General features: G+C 64.0%; 14 protein-coding genes and 1 pseudogene. 10 read left to right on the forward strand and 5 right to left on the reverse strand.

Going from position 1 to position 16,736, the window contains the following annotated elements; all coding sequences use genetic code 11:
- Positions 1-47: 47 nt before the first annotated feature.
- Complete coding sequence (locus tag AC1VXC_RS12655) at positions 48-857, reverse strand: endonuclease/exonuclease/phosphatase family protein (RefSeq protein ID WP_481539101.1); 810 nt, start codon at positions 855-857, stop codon at positions 48-50.
- Between the two features lie 151 nt (positions 858-1,008).
- Between AC1VXC_RS12655 and AC1VXC_RS12660 the strand changes: the two are divergent.
- Both AC1VXC_RS12660 and AC1VXC_RS12665 read left to right on the forward strand, forming a co-directional pair.
- A pseudogene (locus AC1VXC_RS12660) lies at positions 1,009-2,610 on the forward strand (POT-type proton-dependent oligopeptide transporter); the annotation flags it as partial.
- Positions 2,611-2,612: 2 nt separating this feature from the next.
- Entirely contained in the window at positions 2,613-3,233 is a 621-nt protein-coding gene (locus AC1VXC_RS12665) for a rhomboid family intramembrane serine protease (protein ID WP_313170046.1), read from the forward strand.
- 122 nt (positions 3,234-3,355) lie between these two features.
- On the opposite strand, the gene AC1VXC_RS12670 is transcribed toward AC1VXC_RS12665, so the two are convergent.
- Positions 3,356-3,520: a hypothetical protein gene (locus tag AC1VXC_RS12670; RefSeq protein WP_313170047.1), complete on the reverse strand. Its 165-nt coding sequence runs from the start codon at positions 3,518-3,520 to the stop codon at positions 3,356-3,358.
- A gap of 197 nt (positions 3,521-3,717) precedes the next feature.
- Here AC1VXC_RS12670 and AC1VXC_RS12675 point away from each other — a divergent pair, with 197 nt between their 5' ends.
- From AC1VXC_RS12675 to AC1VXC_RS12705, 7 genes are all read left to right on the forward strand, one after another.
- Positions 3,718-4,011 carry a GNAT family N-acetyltransferase gene (locus AC1VXC_RS12675; protein ID WP_481539102.1) on the forward strand — a complete coding sequence of 98 codons (294 nt, stop codon included), beginning with the start codon at positions 3,718-3,720 and terminating at the stop codon, positions 4,009-4,011.
- A gap of 60 nt (positions 4,012-4,071) precedes the next feature.
- Positions 4,072-4,899 (forward strand): DUF3298 and DUF4163 domain-containing protein, encoded by an 828-nt coding sequence (locus AC1VXC_RS12680; protein WP_313170051.1) that lies wholly within the window; start codon positions 4,072-4,074, stop codon positions 4,897-4,899.
- A 17-nt stretch (positions 4,900-4,916) separates the two neighbouring features.
- Positions 4,917-6,032 carry a cyclopropane fatty acyl phospholipid synthase gene (gene cfa / locus AC1VXC_RS12685; protein WP_481539103.1) on the forward strand — a complete coding sequence of 372 codons (1,116 nt, stop codon included), beginning with the start codon at positions 4,917-4,919 and terminating at the stop codon, positions 6,030-6,032.
- Positions 6,033-6,122: 90 nt separating this feature from the next.
- Entirely contained in the window at positions 6,123-6,617 is a 495-nt protein-coding gene (locus AC1VXC_RS12690) for a MarR family winged helix-turn-helix transcriptional regulator (RefSeq protein ID WP_293717323.1), read from the forward strand.
- Positions 6,618-6,681: 64 nt separating this feature from the next.
- Positions 6,682-8,769 (forward strand): FUSC family protein, encoded by a 2,088-nt coding sequence (locus tag AC1VXC_RS12695; RefSeq protein ID WP_481539104.1) that lies wholly within the window; start codon positions 6,682-6,684, stop codon positions 8,767-8,769.
- The gene (locus AC1VXC_RS12700; protein ID WP_313170057.1) at positions 8,759-8,956 is read left to right on the forward strand and encodes a DUF1656 domain-containing protein; all 198 of its coding nucleotides are present in this window, start codon (positions 8,759-8,761) and stop codon (positions 8,954-8,956) included. The genes AC1VXC_RS12695 and AC1VXC_RS12700 overlap by 11 nt, the downstream gene beginning before the upstream one ends.
- Before the next feature lie 9 nt (positions 8,957-8,965).
- Positions 8,966-9,967 carry an HlyD family secretion protein gene (locus AC1VXC_RS12705; RefSeq protein ID WP_481539105.1) on the forward strand — a complete coding sequence of 334 codons (1,002 nt, stop codon included), beginning with the start codon at positions 8,966-8,968 and terminating at the stop codon, positions 9,965-9,967.
- A gap of 418 nt (positions 9,968-10,385) precedes the next feature.
- On the opposite strand, the gene AC1VXC_RS12710 is transcribed toward AC1VXC_RS12705, so the two are convergent.
- The gene (locus tag AC1VXC_RS12710; RefSeq protein WP_481539106.1) at positions 10,386-12,557 is read right to left on the reverse strand and encodes a M3 family metallopeptidase; all 2,172 of its coding nucleotides are present in this window, start codon (positions 12,555-12,557) and stop codon (positions 10,386-10,388) included.
- A 155-nt stretch (positions 12,558-12,712) separates the two neighbouring features.
- Between AC1VXC_RS12710 and AC1VXC_RS12715 the strand changes: the two genes are divergently transcribed.
- Positions 12,713-13,195, forward strand: a complete 483-nt coding sequence (locus tag AC1VXC_RS12715; RefSeq protein ID WP_313494847.1) for a glutathione peroxidase — start codon at positions 12,713-12,715, stop codon at positions 13,193-13,195.
- A gap of 22 nt (positions 13,196-13,217) precedes the next feature.
- Here AC1VXC_RS12715 and AC1VXC_RS12720 read toward each other — a convergent pair whose 3' ends face one another.
- Together AC1VXC_RS12720 and AC1VXC_RS12725 are read right to left on the reverse strand one after the other, a co-directional pair.
- The gene (locus AC1VXC_RS12720) at positions 13,218-15,626 is read right to left on the reverse strand and encodes an AAA family ATPase (protein WP_481539107.1); all 2,409 of its coding nucleotides are present in this window, start codon (positions 15,624-15,626) and stop codon (positions 13,218-13,220) included.
- 112 nt (positions 15,627-15,738) lie between these two features.
- Positions 15,739-16,521, reverse strand: coding sequence for a ferredoxin--NADP reductase (locus AC1VXC_RS12725; protein ID WP_313170066.1), 783 nt, complete (start codon positions 16,519-16,521; stop codon positions 15,739-15,741).
- Between the last annotated feature and the right edge of the window lie 215 nt (positions 16,522-16,736).

A 16,736-nucleotide genomic window follows, 5' to 3' on the forward strand; every position in this document is an offset into this window, starting at 1 on the left:
CCAGCCTCGTGGCTTATGCCGCTACTGCAGGCGAGCTCGGTGCTACTTCAAGGCTGGTCGACGGCAGCGGCCTCTGGAATCCGGGTCATGCGCAGCGTCGCCATCATGCCCAGCGGCTCAGGCGGGGATTGCGCATCGCTGGCAGGCAATTGAATCGCTTGCTGGGTGATGTCGGCGAAGCTGCGCACCTGGTACAGCACATCCATGCCGTGCTGGGTGTCGGCGGACAGGCGCGCGTCGCCGTGGCGGGTGGAGGGGTTCCTGCGCGCTGGCTGGTAGCCCGGCAGCTGCCGCACCAGTTCTTCGGTGGGGGCGGCAAAGTCGCCGATGATCAGTGACGGCAGGCCATCTGCGGTGGCATCCATCCATGAGCGCAGATCGGCCGCCTGGTGGCCCCGCGAGACCGCGCTGTTGTCACGCGGACACATGCTGGCGGCATAGATATTCAGTTGTGCCTGTTGCAGCTGCAGGCGTTGCATGCCGGCGGCGGTAGGTGCGCTGTCACCATGCAGCAGGGTGATGCCATCCTGTTGCGCGCTGAGGCGCGTCAGCACCGCATTGCCGCGGCGTATCGGCTGGCTGGGGCGGTCGGCACTGATGAAATCGCAGCTGTACTTGAGGCGGCTGCCCAGCCAGCAGGCGGGGTTGGGGGTGTTGGCCAGTTGGCGCACGTCCTGGACCACGATCACGTCCGGGCGCAGGGTTTCCATCAAGGTGGCGATCCTGTCGCGCTGGCTGGTCCAGGTCTCGCCGCTATCGGGCAGGCGCAGGTTGGCGACCTTGATGACCGGCACCACCGGCTCGGCCATGACAGCAAATGACAGGACCAGCAGTCCAAAACAGCCCCAGCGCAGCATTGCAACGCCTCAAGATGAGGGACTGTCATCGTAATGCTTTCCGCGTAGAAGGGGCGTGCAGGCTTATCCGATAAGGTTTTGCCGTTGCAGGCGATAGGCGTTTTACCGGTGCGAACCGGTCTGGCGGGCGGCATGATGCGTTACGCTTGCAACCTTTGTATCCACGGATCGCCCGCAGATGACGACCAGCCACGTAGCAGCCACACCCGCGCCCAAGGGGCGGATGCCTCGCCAAATCCCCTACATCATCGGCAACGAGGGCTGCGAACGGTTCAGCTTCTACGGGATGCGCAACATCCTGGTGCAGTTCCTGATCACCTCGACCCTGCTGCAGCACATCCTGGATTCGGGTGAACGGGCACTGGCGGCCAAGGACCTGATGCACACCTTCATGATCGGTGTGTACTTCTTCCCGTTGCTGGGTGGCTGGATCGCGGATCGCTTCTTCGGCAAGTACAACACCATTCTGTGGTTCAGCCTGGTTTACTGCCTGGGGCATGCCTTCCTCGCGGTGTTTGAAGACAACCGCATGGGTTTCTTTGCCGGCCTTGGGCTGATCGCCTTTGGTGCCGGTGGCATCAAGCCACTGGTCGCGTCCTTTGTTGGCGACCAGTTCGACCAGAGCAACAAGCACCTGGCGAAGAAGGTCTTCGATGCCTTCTACTGGATCATCAATTTCGGCTCCTTGTTCGCATCGCTCACGATGCCGCTGTTGTTGGCCAGTTATGGCCCGTCGGTGGCGTTCGGTATCCCGGGGCTGCTGATGTTCATCGCCACGTTCGTGTTCTGGCTGGGTCGCAAGAAGTACGTGCTGGTCAAGCCGGACATGGCCGATGACCCGCACTCCTTCAGCAAGGTCATCCGCACCGCGCTGTTCGCGCACAAGGCAGGCAAGGGCCGGCCGGGCCTGCTGCTGGCCGGGCTCGGCCTGGTGGCGGCGGTGGTCTCGCTGGCCATGACCCCGGTGCTGGGCTTCGTGATCGCCGCCTGTATCGCACTGGTGGTGGTGATCGCCTTCATCGGCGGCGGTGCTTGGCTGCAGTTGGACCGCGCCCGTGGCATTCACCCGGACGCCGCCGTCGACGGCGTGCGCAGCGTGCTGCGGGTGCTGGTGATTTTTGCCCTGGTCACCCCGTTCCACTCGTTGTTCGACCAGAAAGCGTCCACCTGGGTCATCCAGGGCGCGGAAATGACCAAGCCGGCCTGGTTCCAGGCGGGGCAGATGCAGGCCTTGAACCCGGCGCTGGTGATGATCCTGATCCCGTTCAACAACCTTGTGCTGTACCCGATGCTGGCACGGATGGGCTGGGAGCCGACCGCATTGCGGCGGATGACCGCAGGTATCGCGTTCAGTGGCCTGGCCTGGATCGTCATTGGCGGCATCCAGGTGGTCATGGATGGGGGTGAGCCTATGTCCATCGTCTGGCAGGTGCTGCCCTATGCGCTGCTGACCCTCGGCGAGGTGCTGGTCTCGGCCACTGGTCTTGAGTTTGCCTACAGCCAGGCGCCGCAGTCGATGAAGGGCGTGGTGATGAGTTTCTGGAACCTGACCACCACCATCGGCAACCTATGGGTGCTGCTGGCCAATTTCGCGGTGCGCAACGATGCGGTGAACGGCAGCATCGCCACCACCGGTCTGAGCGTCACTGCATTCCAGATGTTCTTCTTCGCCGGCTTCGCGCTGTTGGCGGCGTTGGCTTTCGGCTGGTATGCACGGCGGTATAAAGTCGTCGACAACTACCGGGCGGTTTGACCATGCAAGGACCGATAACCCTGATCCTGATCGCCATCACCGCACTGGTGTCGTGGATGGCGTTCAACAACCGCAAGCTGGCGGACCGGCTGATCCTGTGGCCGCCAGCAATCGACAAGCATCGGCAGTACGACCGGCTGGTGACCTATGGGTTCATCCATGCTGATTTCGGGCACCTGCTGTTCAACATGGTCACCCTGTATTTCTTCGGCCGCTCGATCGAGGTCATCATGCTCGGCATCACCGGGCAATGGTGGGTCTATCCCCTGTTCTATCTGGCGGCGCTGGTGGTATCGATCCTGCCGACCTACCTGAAGAACCAGAAGAACCCGAACTACCTGAGCCTGGGCGCCTCAGGCGCGGTATCGGCGGTGCTGTTCGCCTACATCCTGATTGCGCCGTGGAAACTGATCCTGGTGATGTTCATCCCGGCCCCGGCCATCGTCTATGCCGCGTTCTACGTCGGCTACAGCATCTGGATGGACAAGAAGGGCGGGGACAACGTCAATCACAGCGCACACCTGGCCGGTGCCGCGTTCGGCGTGATGTTCATGCTGTTCATGGAGCCGGAGCTGCTGCAGCACTTCCTGCAGAGCCTGATGAATCCTACTTTCAGCTTCTGACCGCCGCCGGATGGGGCGGCGACGGGCTTGCCCGTCCAGGCAGGGGCCGCGCCAATTGTGTCGTCGCGGCCCGCCTCCTTCCCGGCTGTGGCGTGGGCTGCGCGCCAGCTGCAGGAATGGACTCAGGCGGCGTAGCTGTCAAGGAAGCGCGAATAGACTTCGCTGTCGATCTTCTTGAATTCCCAGCCCTGGGTGTCACCGGCAACGGTCAGTTGGAACAGGCCTTCCAGCAGGGTGGCGTCATGGTCGTTGGAAGGAATCTGCATCGTGTGGTCGTTGTCGAACATGGCGCACCTCGCTTGCTGTCTGTTTTGCCAATAGACACAGCAAAACCCGTGCCAGCTTTTGAGACGCAGTCCATGGTTTGATCGGGCTGGCGCCGGCGGCGCGGATGTCGGAAAGTGACGCAATACGGCGCTTGTGATTGGCCCGGCACGTCATCACGGCGCTTTCACCGAATTCGTAGGCTTGTGCAGGAGGATCCATGACGTTGAATACACCAACGGTAACCGGCATCGAGCACGATGCTGCCGCCCACCGGTTCCAGACCGTGGTCGATGGTCAGCGCGCGGTTCTGGACTATCAGCTGGATGCAGGGGTCATGGTCATCACCCACACCGGGGTGCCGCAGGCCATTGGTGGACGCGGCATCGCCGCGCAGTTGACCCGCTACGCGTTGGATCATGCACGGGCCGTCGGCTGGAAGGTGGTGCCGGCCTGCACCTACGCTGCGACCTTCATGCAACGCCATGGCGAATATGCCGACCTGCTGGGATAATTTGCCGGCATGGCCAAGCCTGATCGGGCGGCCGCACATACTTCCAAGGGATGAAAGGGCATGAACAGGTTGGTACGGGGATCGTCTGCCGCAGCGGTGTTGCTGCTGGCATTGGCCGGTTGCAAGCAGGATGAGCAAGGTGCGCCCGTCGCACCGGCCGCGGAACCGGTGCAGGCACCGGTTGCGGTCGCACCTGCGGCAGCTGATCTGCGCGATGTGATTGAGAACACCCCAAGCTATGTCATCGGTATCAGCTACCCGCCGGCGGCCGCCAAGTACCCGGGCCTGGCCAATGCGCTGAGCGATTATGCTGGCCACGCCAAGGCCGACCTGTTGAAGTCGGTGGCCGAGCTGGGCAACGACAAGCCGACCGCGCCGTACGAGCTCTCGCTTGCCTTCGACATGCTGGTGGAAACGCCGGCAGTGGTGGCCGTGTCGGCCGATGGCAGCAGCTATACCGGTGGCGCCCATGGCCAGCCGCTGGTGGCGCGTTTCGTGTGGCTGCCCGAGCAGCAGCAGCTGCTGAAGGCGGAAGATCTCATCAGCTCGGCCAAGGGCTGGCAGGCGATCAGCGACTTCACCGAGGACAAGCTGCTGGAACAGGCGACCGTACGCGCGCAGGGTGAAGACCTGTCGCCTGAGGAACAGCAGGCCCAGGTCCGCAACCTGTCCAAGATGATCGATGAGGGCACCGCGGCCGATGCCACGAACTTTGGCCAGTTCCAGCCGGTGATGGATGCGGCGGGCAAGATCTCGGCCCTGCGTTTCGTGTTCCCGCCGTACCAGGTGGGGCCGTACTCGGATGGCACGCAGACCGTGGATGTGCCGGCTGCGGTGTTGTTGCCGCACGTTGCGGCGGACTACCAGGGGTTGTTCGCGCGCCCCTGAAACATGGGAGGTCAGTGATGGATGCGGGGCTGCAACGACGTGTGGAAGCACTGCTGCAGGAGGCCGATATCCGCCCCGGCGGTGATCGGCAGCAGGACCTGGACATCCTCGACCCGCGCTTCTACGCGCGGGTGCTGGCCGATGGCTCGCTCGGTCTGGGCGAGAGTTACATGGAGGGCTGGTGGCAGGCGCATTCGCTGGATGGCCTGCTCACCCATCTGCTCGACGCACGCCTGGACGAGCGCGTGCATGGCGGTGGCGAGGTCTGGGATGCACTCAAGGCCAAGCTGTTCAACCTGCAGAGCGGGCAGGGCAGCTACGAGGTCGGCAAGCGCCACTATGACCTTGGCAACGATCTTTACCGGGCCATGCTCGGCAAGCGCCTGGTCTACAGCTGTGGTTACTGGCGCGACGCCGGCAATCTGGACGACGCGCAGGAAGCCAAGCTGGACCTGATCTGCCGCAAGCTGGGCCTGCAGCCTGGCATGCGTGTGCTCGATATCGGTTGCGGCTGGGGCGAGGCGCTGAAATTCGCCGCCGAGCGCTACGGCGTGCAGGGGGTGGGGGTGACCATCTCGCAGGAGCAGGCGGAGTTCGCGCGCGAACTGTGCGCCGGGCTGCCGGTCGAGATCCGCCTGCAGGACTACCGCGAGCTGGACGAACCGTTCGACGCCATTCTGTCGGTGGGCATGTTCGAGCATGTCGGGGTCAAGAACTACCGCACCTACTTCGAGGTGGCCCGGCGCTGCCTGGCCGAACAGGGCCTGTTCCTGCTGCACAGCATCGGCACCAATATCAGCCGCGATCGCACCGACCCGTGGATCGCAAGGTACATCTTCCCCAACTCCATGCTGCCGTCGGCTGCGCAGATCACCCATGCGATGGAAGGGCTGTTCGTGCTGGAGGACTGGCACAACTTCGGTACCGACTACGACCGCACCCTGCGGGCATGGCGCGAGAACGTGGAGGCGGCATGGGATCAGCTGGATGCACGCTATGACGAGCGCTTCCGGCGCATGTGGCGCTTTTACCTGGCGGGCTCCATGGCCACCTTCCGCACCCGCCACTCGCAGCTGTGGCAACTGGTGCTGTCACCGCGCGGGGTGCGTGGCGGCTATGTGGCGCCACGCTGAACGTAGAACGCTGTAACCCCGAAACTGTTTTATAAGTTTATATTACACATGTGTATTATCTGCCTCATCCTTGGATGAGCCGGATAGGCCATGAGCAGCTTCGACGCGACAGAAACCCGGATTGATGCCACCTGCGCCCGCTGGCCGGGATTCCCGCGCGAGCCCGCGGTGCTGGTGCGCCTGGTCAAAGGGATCTACAAGACGGTCCATGACCGTGCCAATGCGGTGTTGCGCGAGTTCGAGCTCAGCCACGCCGAGTACAACATCCTGATGATGTTGTACGGCACGCCGGATCATCCGCTGACCCCGTCGGAGTTGGCTGAAGCGGCAACCGAGAAGTCGGCCAACATCACCCGGCTGACCGACCAACTGTGCAACAAGGGCCTGTTGGAGCGCATTCCGGACGCCCATGACCGGCGCAAGCTGGGCCTGCACCTGACCGCGAATGGCCTGGCCTGCATCCAGCGGCTGCTGCCCAAGATGGCGGAGCTGTTGGTCATGCAGGTGCAGGGCCTGGATGGGCAAGAGCAGCACCAGCTTGAGCGGCTTCTCAAGAAGATGCTCGATGGCATCGAGGCGAACTGAGTCCAGCATGCCCGCCATCCCATCATCGGTGAGCACGCCGACAGCCACGCCCTGGTACGCGGGAATGCGGGTCTTTCTGAAAGGCGAGGCCGATACCTGGCTGTTCGTGCTGCGTACCACCGTGGCCTTCTTCCTGACCGGCTGGCTGGCGATGCGCCTGCAGCTGCCGCAACCGGGCACGGCGATGATGACCACGGTCATCGTCATGCACCGGCAGAGCGGCATGGTGCTGGCCAAGGCCTTCTATCGCGTGCTGGGCACCTTGGTGGGCGCGGCGGCGGCGTTGTTGATCGTGGCGCTGTTCCCGCAACAGCGCGAACCCTTCCTGATACTGATGGCGTTGTGGATTGCCGGCTGCACCGCAGGGGCCACCCTGCATCGCAACTTCAAGTCCTATGCCTTCGTGCTGGCCGGCTACACCGCCGCGATCATCGCCTTGCCGGTGATCGCTACCCAGCCGGGGCAGGTATTCGACTCGGCGGTCGCGCGTATCAGTGAGGTGCTGCTGGGGCTGCTGGTCACCGCGGTGATCAGCGACACGATCTTCCCGGTGCGGCTGCGCGATACCCTGCGCACGGCGGTCAGCGGCCAATATGAGAACTTCCTCGGCTTCATGCGCGGCGCGTTGCTGGGCGAGATGCCGCGTGAGCAGATGGAGCAGGCCCACCTGCGCGTAGTGCGCGATGCGGTGACGCTGGAGGACCTGCGCAGCTCGGTGATCTTCGAAGACCCGGACGCGCGGGCGCGCAGCGCCCACCTGCAGCGCTTCAACCAGCGCTTCATGGCGGCTTCGACCAGCTTCCAGTCGTTGCACCACCTGATCAATCGCCTGCTGCGCCAGCCTGCGCCCGCGGCAGGGCAGGCACTGCAGCAGCTGTACCAGCCCCTGGGCCTGGCTCTGCAGGGCAGTGAGCAGGACCCGGCGCAGTTGGCTGAGCGCATCCATGAGGTACGCCGGCAGCTCGCGTCGCGCGCAGCTGGGCTGCGCGGCGGTTTGCAGGGGGCGGCGCAGATCGAGGATTTCGATGTCGGTACGCAGCTGCTGCGCCGTTTCGTGAAGGAGCTGGAGCAGTACGTGCATGCGCGGCGACAGCTGACCGCGCAGGTGGCGCCCACCGAGGACGATGCGCGTGCGCACTTCGTCCGCGGCAATGACTACCTTGGTGCGGCCGTGGCATTTGCCCGTACCGCGATCACCATGTTGTTGCTGGGCGCGCTGTGGGCGGCCAGCGGTTGGGCCATGGCGATCAACGTGATGCTGCTGGCGACGATCTTCTCCGGCCTGTTCGCAACCGTGCCCAATGCCGCGCGGATGACCGGCAAGGTGGGCTGGGGCTATCTGGTCGGCTTGCTGGCGGCCTATGTCTGCAACTTCACCGTGTTGACGCGGATGGAGGGCTATACGCTGCTGGTCGCCGGTCTGCTGCCGTTCTTCCTGGTGGGGCCCTATATGGTCAGCCGGCCGAAGCTGTCGGTGTTCGGGCTGGGTTACACCATGGGCCTGGTCAACATCCTGGCCATTACCAGCGTGCATAGCTTCGACCCGACGCGCTTCTTCAACGAAGGCACCTCGCACATGATCGCGATGGGTGCGGCGGTACTGAGCTTCGCGCTGATGCCGCCGCTGGTAGGCACGGCCTGGTTGCGCCGGCGGCAGATGGCCGGCCTGCGTGCGCAGGTGGGTTTGGCGGCGCAGGCACCGCTGCGTGGCCTGCAGCACCGTTTTGAAAGCAGCAATAGCGACCTGCTGCATCAGATCGTGGCGCATACCGCGCCGGGCAGCGAGGAATCACGTGAGCAGCTGGCCTGGGCATTGGCGGTCAACGAGACCGGCCGTGCGCTGATCCACCTGCGCCAGGATGTTGCCCACGAACCGGTATCGACAACGCTGCATCAGGGTGTGGACGCGGTGGTGCGGGCGTTGTCGGACTTCTTCGCACTGCCCGACAGGGCTGCCTGGCTGCGCGCCGATGCAGCGCTGGCGGCCGCCATCGACGTTGCCCGCGCCCAGGCCGGGGAGGGTGGCGTGGCCGCACGCGTGCTGCTGCACCTGCGGCTGGTGCGGCTGGCGATGGTGGACGACCGCTCGGTGATGGCGGCCTACAACACGGCCGCGGATTCAACCCTGGAGACCGATCCCCATGCCCATTGAAATCGCCTTCGCGGGAACCCTGTTTCCCGGCCTGCTGTTGTTGTTCCTGTTGGTTTGCGTGCTGTTGTGGGCGCTGGACGCGGTCGCCGGCCGGCGTGGCTGGTACCGCCATGTCTGGCATCCGGCCTTGTTCCGTACCGCGATCTTCATCTGTCTGTTTGGTGGCTTCGGCCTGCTGCTGTTCTGAGAACTCTCCATGACCCCCAAAGTCCAATCCCTGCTTCGTTTCTCCCTCACCGCGGTGGTGGTGGTGATTGCTGCCCTGGTCGCGATGGCGATGTGGCGCCACTACATGTATTCCCCCTGGACCCGCGAGGGCCGCCTGCGCGCGGAGGTGGTGCGGGTAGCGCCGGATGTGTCCGGCCCGGTGAGCGCGGTGGCAGTGCGTGACAACCAGTTGGTGAAGCGCGGCGATGTGCTCTACCGGATCGATCCGGCGCGTTATCGGAACGCGTTGAATCAAGCCCGCGGCAATCTGGCGGCGGCGCAGGCCTCGGCGCGTGCGGCCGGTGCCAGCATCCAGGTCGCCGCGGCCGGCGCTGCACAGCAGAGTGTCAACGCCAGTCGTTACGAGCTGCAATACGAACGCCGCCAGCGCATCACCGGCAGCCTGATTTCGGAAGAAGCACGCACCGATGCGCTCAGCGCCGCGCAGGCCGCACGTGCCGGCGTTGCCCAGGCACAGGCCAGCCGCCAGCAGGCAAGTGCCGCGCAGCAGCAGGCATTGGCCGCGGTGGAGCAGGCGCAGGCAGCATTGGATACGGCCGAATTGAACCTGGAGCGCACCGAAGTGCGTGCGCCGGTGGATGGTTATGTCACCAACCTGGAAGTGCGGCAGGGTGATTACGCTACCGCCGGTGCGGCCAAGCTGGCGGTGATCGACACCGACTCGTTCTGGGTCTACGGCTATTTTGAAGAGACCAAGCTTGGCCAGCTGCATGTGGGCGATGGCACGCGCGTGCAGCTGATGAGCGGGCAGGAACTGCATGGACATATCGAGAGCATCTCGCACGGTATTACCGATGCGGACAGCCCGACCGGCAGTGATCTGCTGGCCAATGTGAACCCGACCTACAACTGGGTGCGGCTGGCGCAGCGGATTCCGGTGCGGATCAAGCTCGATGCTGGCGCGCTCGCAAACGGGGTGGTGCTTGCCAACGGCATGACTGCGACGGTGATTGTGGAGCAGGGGCGATAAGGCTGGGTCGGGTTTGTTCGCTGCTGGCTGTATGAAGTTCGAAGTGGAGCCTCAGAGTCTCGTCCCTAAACTCTAAATTCAAAATGATAAAAGCTAAAAGATAAATGTTAAAATATATAATATAAAAGCTAAAAGCCCCCTAATCCCCCGCCGGCGTGCGGGGGGGCAGGCTCTCCGGGCACCTTCTCCCCCTCGCGGGAGAAGGGAATGCAGGCTGCTGCTTGAGCTGAGAGTTGCCGCGCAATGCTGAGTACCGGCAATACGTCAGAGCCTCGTAGCGCCGACGCGCTCCCTTCTCCCGCGAGCGGGAGAAGGTGCCCGAAGGGCGGATGAGGGCCGCTCTTGATCTGCCTGCACCACGCAAAAGAAAACGCCCGGCAAAGCCGGGCGTTTTCATTCCATCAAGACCAGTAACTGCTTACTTGGTAGCAGCACCGGTGGTCAGGCCGCGCTTCTCCAGCAAGGGCTCGATCTGCGGCTCGTGGCCGGCGAAGTTGCGGAACAGCTCCATCGCATCCACGCTGCCGCCCTTGGACAGCAGGGTCTTGCGGAAATGGTCGCCGTTGGCACGCGACAGCCCGCCATGCTCGCGGAACCACTTCTGGGTGTTGGCGTCCAGCACCTCGGACCAGATGTAGGCGTAGTAGCCCGCCGAGTAGCCGCCCATGATGTGGCTGAAGTACGGGGTCTTGTAGCGCGGCGGAACCGGCGCGTAATAGATGCCGTCCTTGACCAGTGCTTCATGCTCGAACTTCATCACGTCCTTCGGCGCCGGGATCTGGCCAACACCGATCTGGTGCCAGCTCTGGTCCAGCATCGCCGCACCCAGGTACTCGGTGGTGGCAAAGCCCTGGTTGAACTTGGACGCGGCAATCACCTTGTCCAGCAGCGCCTGCGGCATCGCCGAGCCGTTCTGGTAGTGCTTGGCGTAGTTGGCCAGGATGGTCGGCTCGTCGGACCACATCTCGTTCACCTGCGAGGGGAACTCGACGAAGTCACGCGGCACTGCGGTGCCGGCGAAGTAGGGGTACTTCACGTCCGAGAACATGCCGTGCAGCGCATGGCCGAACTCGTGGAAGGTGGTGGTTACTTCGTCCCAGGTCAGCAGGGTCGGCTTGCCGGCCGGCGGCTTGGGGATGTTGAGGTGGTTGGCCACCACCGGCTTGTCACCGGTCAGGCCCGACTGCGACACATAGGCGTTCATCCACGCACCGCCACGCTTGGACTCACGTGCATACGGGTCGAAGATGAAGATCGCCAGCTGGCTGCCATCGGCGTCGAACACGTCATAGACGGTGACGTCGTCGTGGTACACCGGCAGGTCGGTGCGCTGTTTGAAGCTCAGGCCGAATTCCTTGCCGGCGGCAAAGAACACGCCGTTCTCCAGCACGTTCTTCAGCTCGAAGTACGGCTTGAGCTGCGACTCGTCGAAGTTGTACTTGGCTTGGCGCACCTTTTCGCTGTAGAAGGCCCAGTCCCACGGCTGCAGTTCAAACGTCGGCTTGCCGGCGGCCTTCTGCTCGCTGTCGATCATCGCCTGCAGGTCGGCGGCTTCGCGCTTGGCATTGGTGACCGCAGCCGGGGCCAGCTGGCCGAGCATGGCGTTGACCGCTTCCGGGGTCTTGGCGGTCTGGTTGCCCAGCGAGTAGCTGGCGAAGTTCGGGAAGCCCATCAGCGCGGCCTTCTCGGCACGCAGGGTCATGATGCGCGAGACCAGGGCGGTGTTGTCGTACTCGCCGCCCTTGCTGCCACGCGACACCGAAGCTTCGTAGATCTTCTGGCGCAGCTCGCGGTTGGTCAGGTTGGTCAGCGGCGGCTGGCCGGTGGTGTTGAGCAGGGCGATGACGTACTTGCCGTCCAGCTTGCGGGCCTTGGCGGCCTCGGCGGCGGCGGCGATCTGCTCATCGGACAGGCCGTCGAGCTGCTTGACGTCGTCCACTACGATATAGGACGCGTTGACCTCGGCCAGCACGTTCTGGCTGAACTTGGTGCCCAGGTTGGCCAGCTCGGCGTTCATCGCCTTGAGCTTGGCCTTGTCGGCGTCGGACAGCTTGGCGCCGGCGCGGACGAAATTGTCGTAGTACTTCTCGACCAGGCGCAGGCCTTCAGCGTCCAGGCCCAGCTTGGCGCGGTCGTTGTACAGGGTCTCGATACGCGAGAACAGCTTGCCATTGAGGTTGATGGCATCGCCATGCGCGGCAAATTTGGCCGAGTAGTCGGCCTGCAGCTTCTTGCGCGCGTCATTGGTGTCGGCGCCGATCAGCGAGAAGAACACGGTGGTGGCGCGGTCCAGCACGGCACCGCTGTTTTCCAGCGCGATCAGGGTGTTTTCAAAGGTCGGTGTGGCCGGGTTGTTGGCGATCGCCTCCACTTCCTGCAGCTGCTGCGCCATGCCAGCGTCGAAAGCCGGGGCAAAATCGGCGTCCTTGATCTTGTCGAACTGCGGGTAGTGCAGCGGCAGCGGGCTTTCAGCGAAGAACGGATTGGCCTGCTGGGCCGACTGGGTGGTCGCAGTGGTTGCGGCCTGGCTGTAGGCCGGCAGGGCAAGACCCAGGGTCGCGGCAAGGGCGAGGGCGAGACGGGTGTTCAAGGCGGAAACTCCGGTAAAAAGACTGATTCTTTCAGGGTACCTGCAGGCGCGCCTGTACGGGTGTGTCGAATGGCATGGTTGCGCTGAAAGGCCACATTTTGCATGCCGTTCGTGCCGTGATGTCGTAGGCTGGCCGTTCTGTCAGGAGCCGTGCCATGCCCAACGCCTTTGATTTCGAGTTGACCGCACTGGATGGCCGTCCGCTGCCGCTGGCCGCCTTTGATGGCAAGGTGCTGCTGATAGTGAATACCGCGTCCAAGTGCGGCTTCACCCCGCAGTATGAAGGGCTGGAGCAGCTATGGCAGGAGCTGGGCCCGCAAGGGCTGGTGGTGCTGGGCTGTCCCTGCGACCAGTTCGGCCATCAGGAGCCGGGCGATGCCGCCGCCATCCAGGATTTCTGCAGCATCAATTTTGGCGTCAGCTTCCCGCTGTCGGCCAAGCTCAAGGTCAATGGCGTCGACGCCGATCCGCTATGGCAGTGGTTGCAGCGGCAGAAGCGCGGCGCGTTGGGCATCGCCGCGATCAAATGGAACTTCAGCAAGTTCCTGATCGGACGCAATGGGCAGGTGATCGCCCGCTACGCGCCCACTGCGCGCCCGGATGCGCTTGAAGCGGATATCCGGGCGGCGCTGGGCTGAGCCCGGAGTCCTCAGGCAGCGGCTAGACCGGATCGGTCGCCGCTTCGTCCAGCAGGTCTTTCTGCTGCAGCTGCACCTTGGTCGGGTCGCCGTGTTCGGCCATGGCCCGTTGCAGGGCGCGGCGGGTGGCGGCGGTGACCAGTGACTGCAGGTCGCGGCCGGAGCTGCCTTCGGTGGCGGCTGCCAGGGTGCCCAGCACCTCGTCCACGGCAAAATCCAGCGGCTTGCCGGCCAGCTGCAGGCGCAGGATGGCGGCGCGCGCGTCGATGTCGGGCAGGCCGATCTGGATCTTGCGCTCCAACCGCGACAGCAGGGCGCTGTCGATGGCGTCCAAATGGTTGCTGGCGGCAAGCAGGAATACCTGGCCTTGTTTGGTGCTGATGCCGTCCAGTTCCTGCAGCAGCTGGGCGACGATCTCGGCGTTCAACTTGTCCGAGTTGCCACTGCCACGCGGCGGCGCGATGGTGTCGATCTCATCGAGGAAGACGATGCACGGTGCCTGCGCACGGGCTTTTTCGAACAGCTGTTTGACCCGTGCGCCGCCATCGCCGAGGAACTGGCCCTTGATCTCCGCCGAGGAGGCGGCGATGAAGGACAGCCCGGACTGGCTGGCCAGTACGCGCGCGATCTGGGTCTTGCCGGTGCCGGGGGGGCCATACAGCAGGATGCCGCGTGGCACCGGGATGTTCATCCGCGCCAGTTCTTCGGCATGCAGCAGTTCCTTACCGAGGCTTTCGAACTCGGCGCGGGTGCTCACCGGCACGATCACATCGTCCCAGCCCAAGGCCTGCACCGAGGTCGAGCTCTTGCCGCGCAGGCGGGCAATGGCGGTGCTGAAGTCGGTCGCGGCCGGGCGTCCGGCTGGATGGGTGGCCACCACACTGGTGACCAGGGTGGACAGGTCGCGGCCGGACATGCCGGCAGTCTCGCGCACCAGTGCTTCGGTCACCGGCAAGGAAAGCTGGGCCTTGCCGAACTCGGCCAGCAGGATGCGCTCGCGTGCTTCGGCATTGGGTGCGGCCAGTTCGATGGAAACGGTGAAGCGGGACAGCACCGCATCATCGATCAGTTCCTGACGATTGGTGGCACCGATTACCAGCACGTTGCCGCTGCCCTGATTGAAACCGTCCCATTCGGCAATGAAGGTTTGTACCAGTTCATTGCCGAAGTTGTCGGTGTCGCGGCTGCCGCGGCGGGCGAAGGCGCTTTCGCATTCGTCCACGAACAGGATGGTCGGGCCCTTGCTGCGTGCGTTCTCCCAGATCTTCTTGACCTTGGGGCCGGTGTGGCCGATGTGTTCGCCCTTGAGGTCGGCGATGGTCACCGCAACGAAATTGCAGTCCACGTGTTCGGCCAGCTTGCGCGCGATCAGGGTCTTGCCGGTGCCGGGCGGGCCCCACAGCAACATGCCCTTGGGCAGTGGTGGGGTACCGGCGGCAAAACGGTCCACCAGCTTGATCACCTGTTCCAGGGTCTGCTCCGGGATGGCGACGTCCTTCCAGTTGGCTTCCAGCTTGTCCAGCGAGGCTAGCCGGGTCAGCAGGGACTTCTGCAGTTGCAGCTCACGCTCGTAGGGTGCGCTCAATGCCTGCAGTTCGACGATGGGCTGCGCCAGTGGCGCCAACATTGGCGCCAGCTCGGCGGCCAATGGCGTCCAGGTCCCGGAATGCTCATCCACCTCGGCGCGGACGCGCACAAAACCGCCAGGATGGCCATTGAGCGGCAGGCGGATGAAAAAGTCCGGATCCTTGTCGCTGGCGATATCGGTGTTCATGCCGACCATCACCGCATTGGAGTTGTCGTGTTTGTCGCCGAGCTGCCAGTTGTTGCCGAGTTTCTCCACCGAGGGCGCGGGCGCGCGGACCACAGGATAGGGATGGCTGCGGCTGTCGTCCTGCTTCCTGCCAAATGCGTGCAACTGCAACTGGCGCTTGCTCAGTGCATCGATGGAGGCCAGCCCGGCTGCAGCGTTGCGCTTGGACAGACGGTAACGGCCCAGCCAGACCAGCCCTGCATAGAGGATCACGGCCGGTGGAATGTAGACGAACAACAGGAACAGCAGGCTGACGGGAAAGGGCAGTGTGTACGATAGTTGGCCGCAGAAGCTCCGAACCGGCCCATACAGCACCAGGCTGCCGAGCAGCAGCAACCAGGTGATGTTGCGGACCCCGCCGGTGCCCAGGCTCGCGCGCAGACTCAGGGCAGCGCCCCAGGTGCCTTTGCGGCCTTTTTGCAAGGTATTGCGGCGCGCCTGCGCCAGCCCCTCTTCGAAAACCGGGCGCATGGATTGTGTTGCCTGGCAGGCGGCGGGATAGGCAGCGCCCATCGCCTGCTTGGCGGTCTCGGCGCGTTGCCGGCATTGCGCCAGCTCGTCGAGCAAGACGCTGCGCTGATTGTCGATGAAGCTGTTGCGGGAACTACTTGAAACCATGAATCCTTTCCCCTGAACTGAAAACGGCCGGATCAGTGTGATCCGGCCGTTACGCTACGGCATCATTGTCCGGGTTCATAGCCGCCAATGGTCGGTAAAAACCCTACAAGCATTACTTCTCGACGAAGGCGCGCTCGAACACGTAATGACCCGGGGTGCCGATGCGTGCGGAGACCTCAAAGCCACGCGCGTCGAGCACGCTGCGCAGGTCCGCCAGCATCTGCGGGCTGCCGCAGATCATGAAGCGATCGTTGGCGGGATCCAGTGGCGGCAGGCCGAGTGCTTCCTGCATCTGCCCACTCTCCATCAGCGAGGTCAGGCGCCCTTGGTTGGGGAAGGGTTCGCGGGTGACGGCCGGGTAGTACAGCAGCTTGTCGCGGACGATGTCGCCGAGGATTTCGTCGTTCGGCAGTTCCTGTTCGAAATACGCGCGGTAAGCCAGGTCCTTCGCAAAACGCACGCCGTGGCAGACGATGACCTTCTCGAAGCGCTCGTAGGTTTCCGGGTCCTTGACCACGCTCAGCCACGGCGCCAGGCCGGTGCCGGTGCCCAGCAGGTAGAGATGCTTGCCGGGATGCAGATCGCTGATCAGCAGGGTGCCGGTGGGCTTCTTGCCGACCAGCACCTTGTCGCCGGGCTTGAGGTGCTGCAGGCGTGAGGTCAGCGCACCTTCCTGCACCTTGATGCTGAAGAAGTGCAACTGCTCTTCCCAGTTGGCGCTGGCGATGGAATAGGCACGCATGACGGGGCGGGCGCCTTCGTTTTCCAGCCCGATCATCACGAACTGGCCATTCTCGAAGCGGAAGCCGCTGTCGCGGGTGGTGGAGAAGCTGAAGTAGGCGTCCGTCCAGTGACGGACCTCAAGCACCGTTTCGGCGCCAAAAGCGGAAGACATGCCGTGATTCGTAAATTGGAGACCTTCCTATTCTAGCCGATTTCCTTTAAATAGGAATGAATCTCATTTGAAGGGTTCAATTGTAGTGGGGGGGCCCGGTGGGGGGCGGGGGTGGCGGGGGATCCCAGGACGCGGGGGGGGGGGCGGGGGGCCCGCCCCCCACGAGCGGCCCCGCCCGCCGGCGGCGGGGGGGGGGGGGGGGGAGGGGGGAGACG

Source organism: Stenotrophomonas sp. STEN033 (assembly GCF_056856655.1).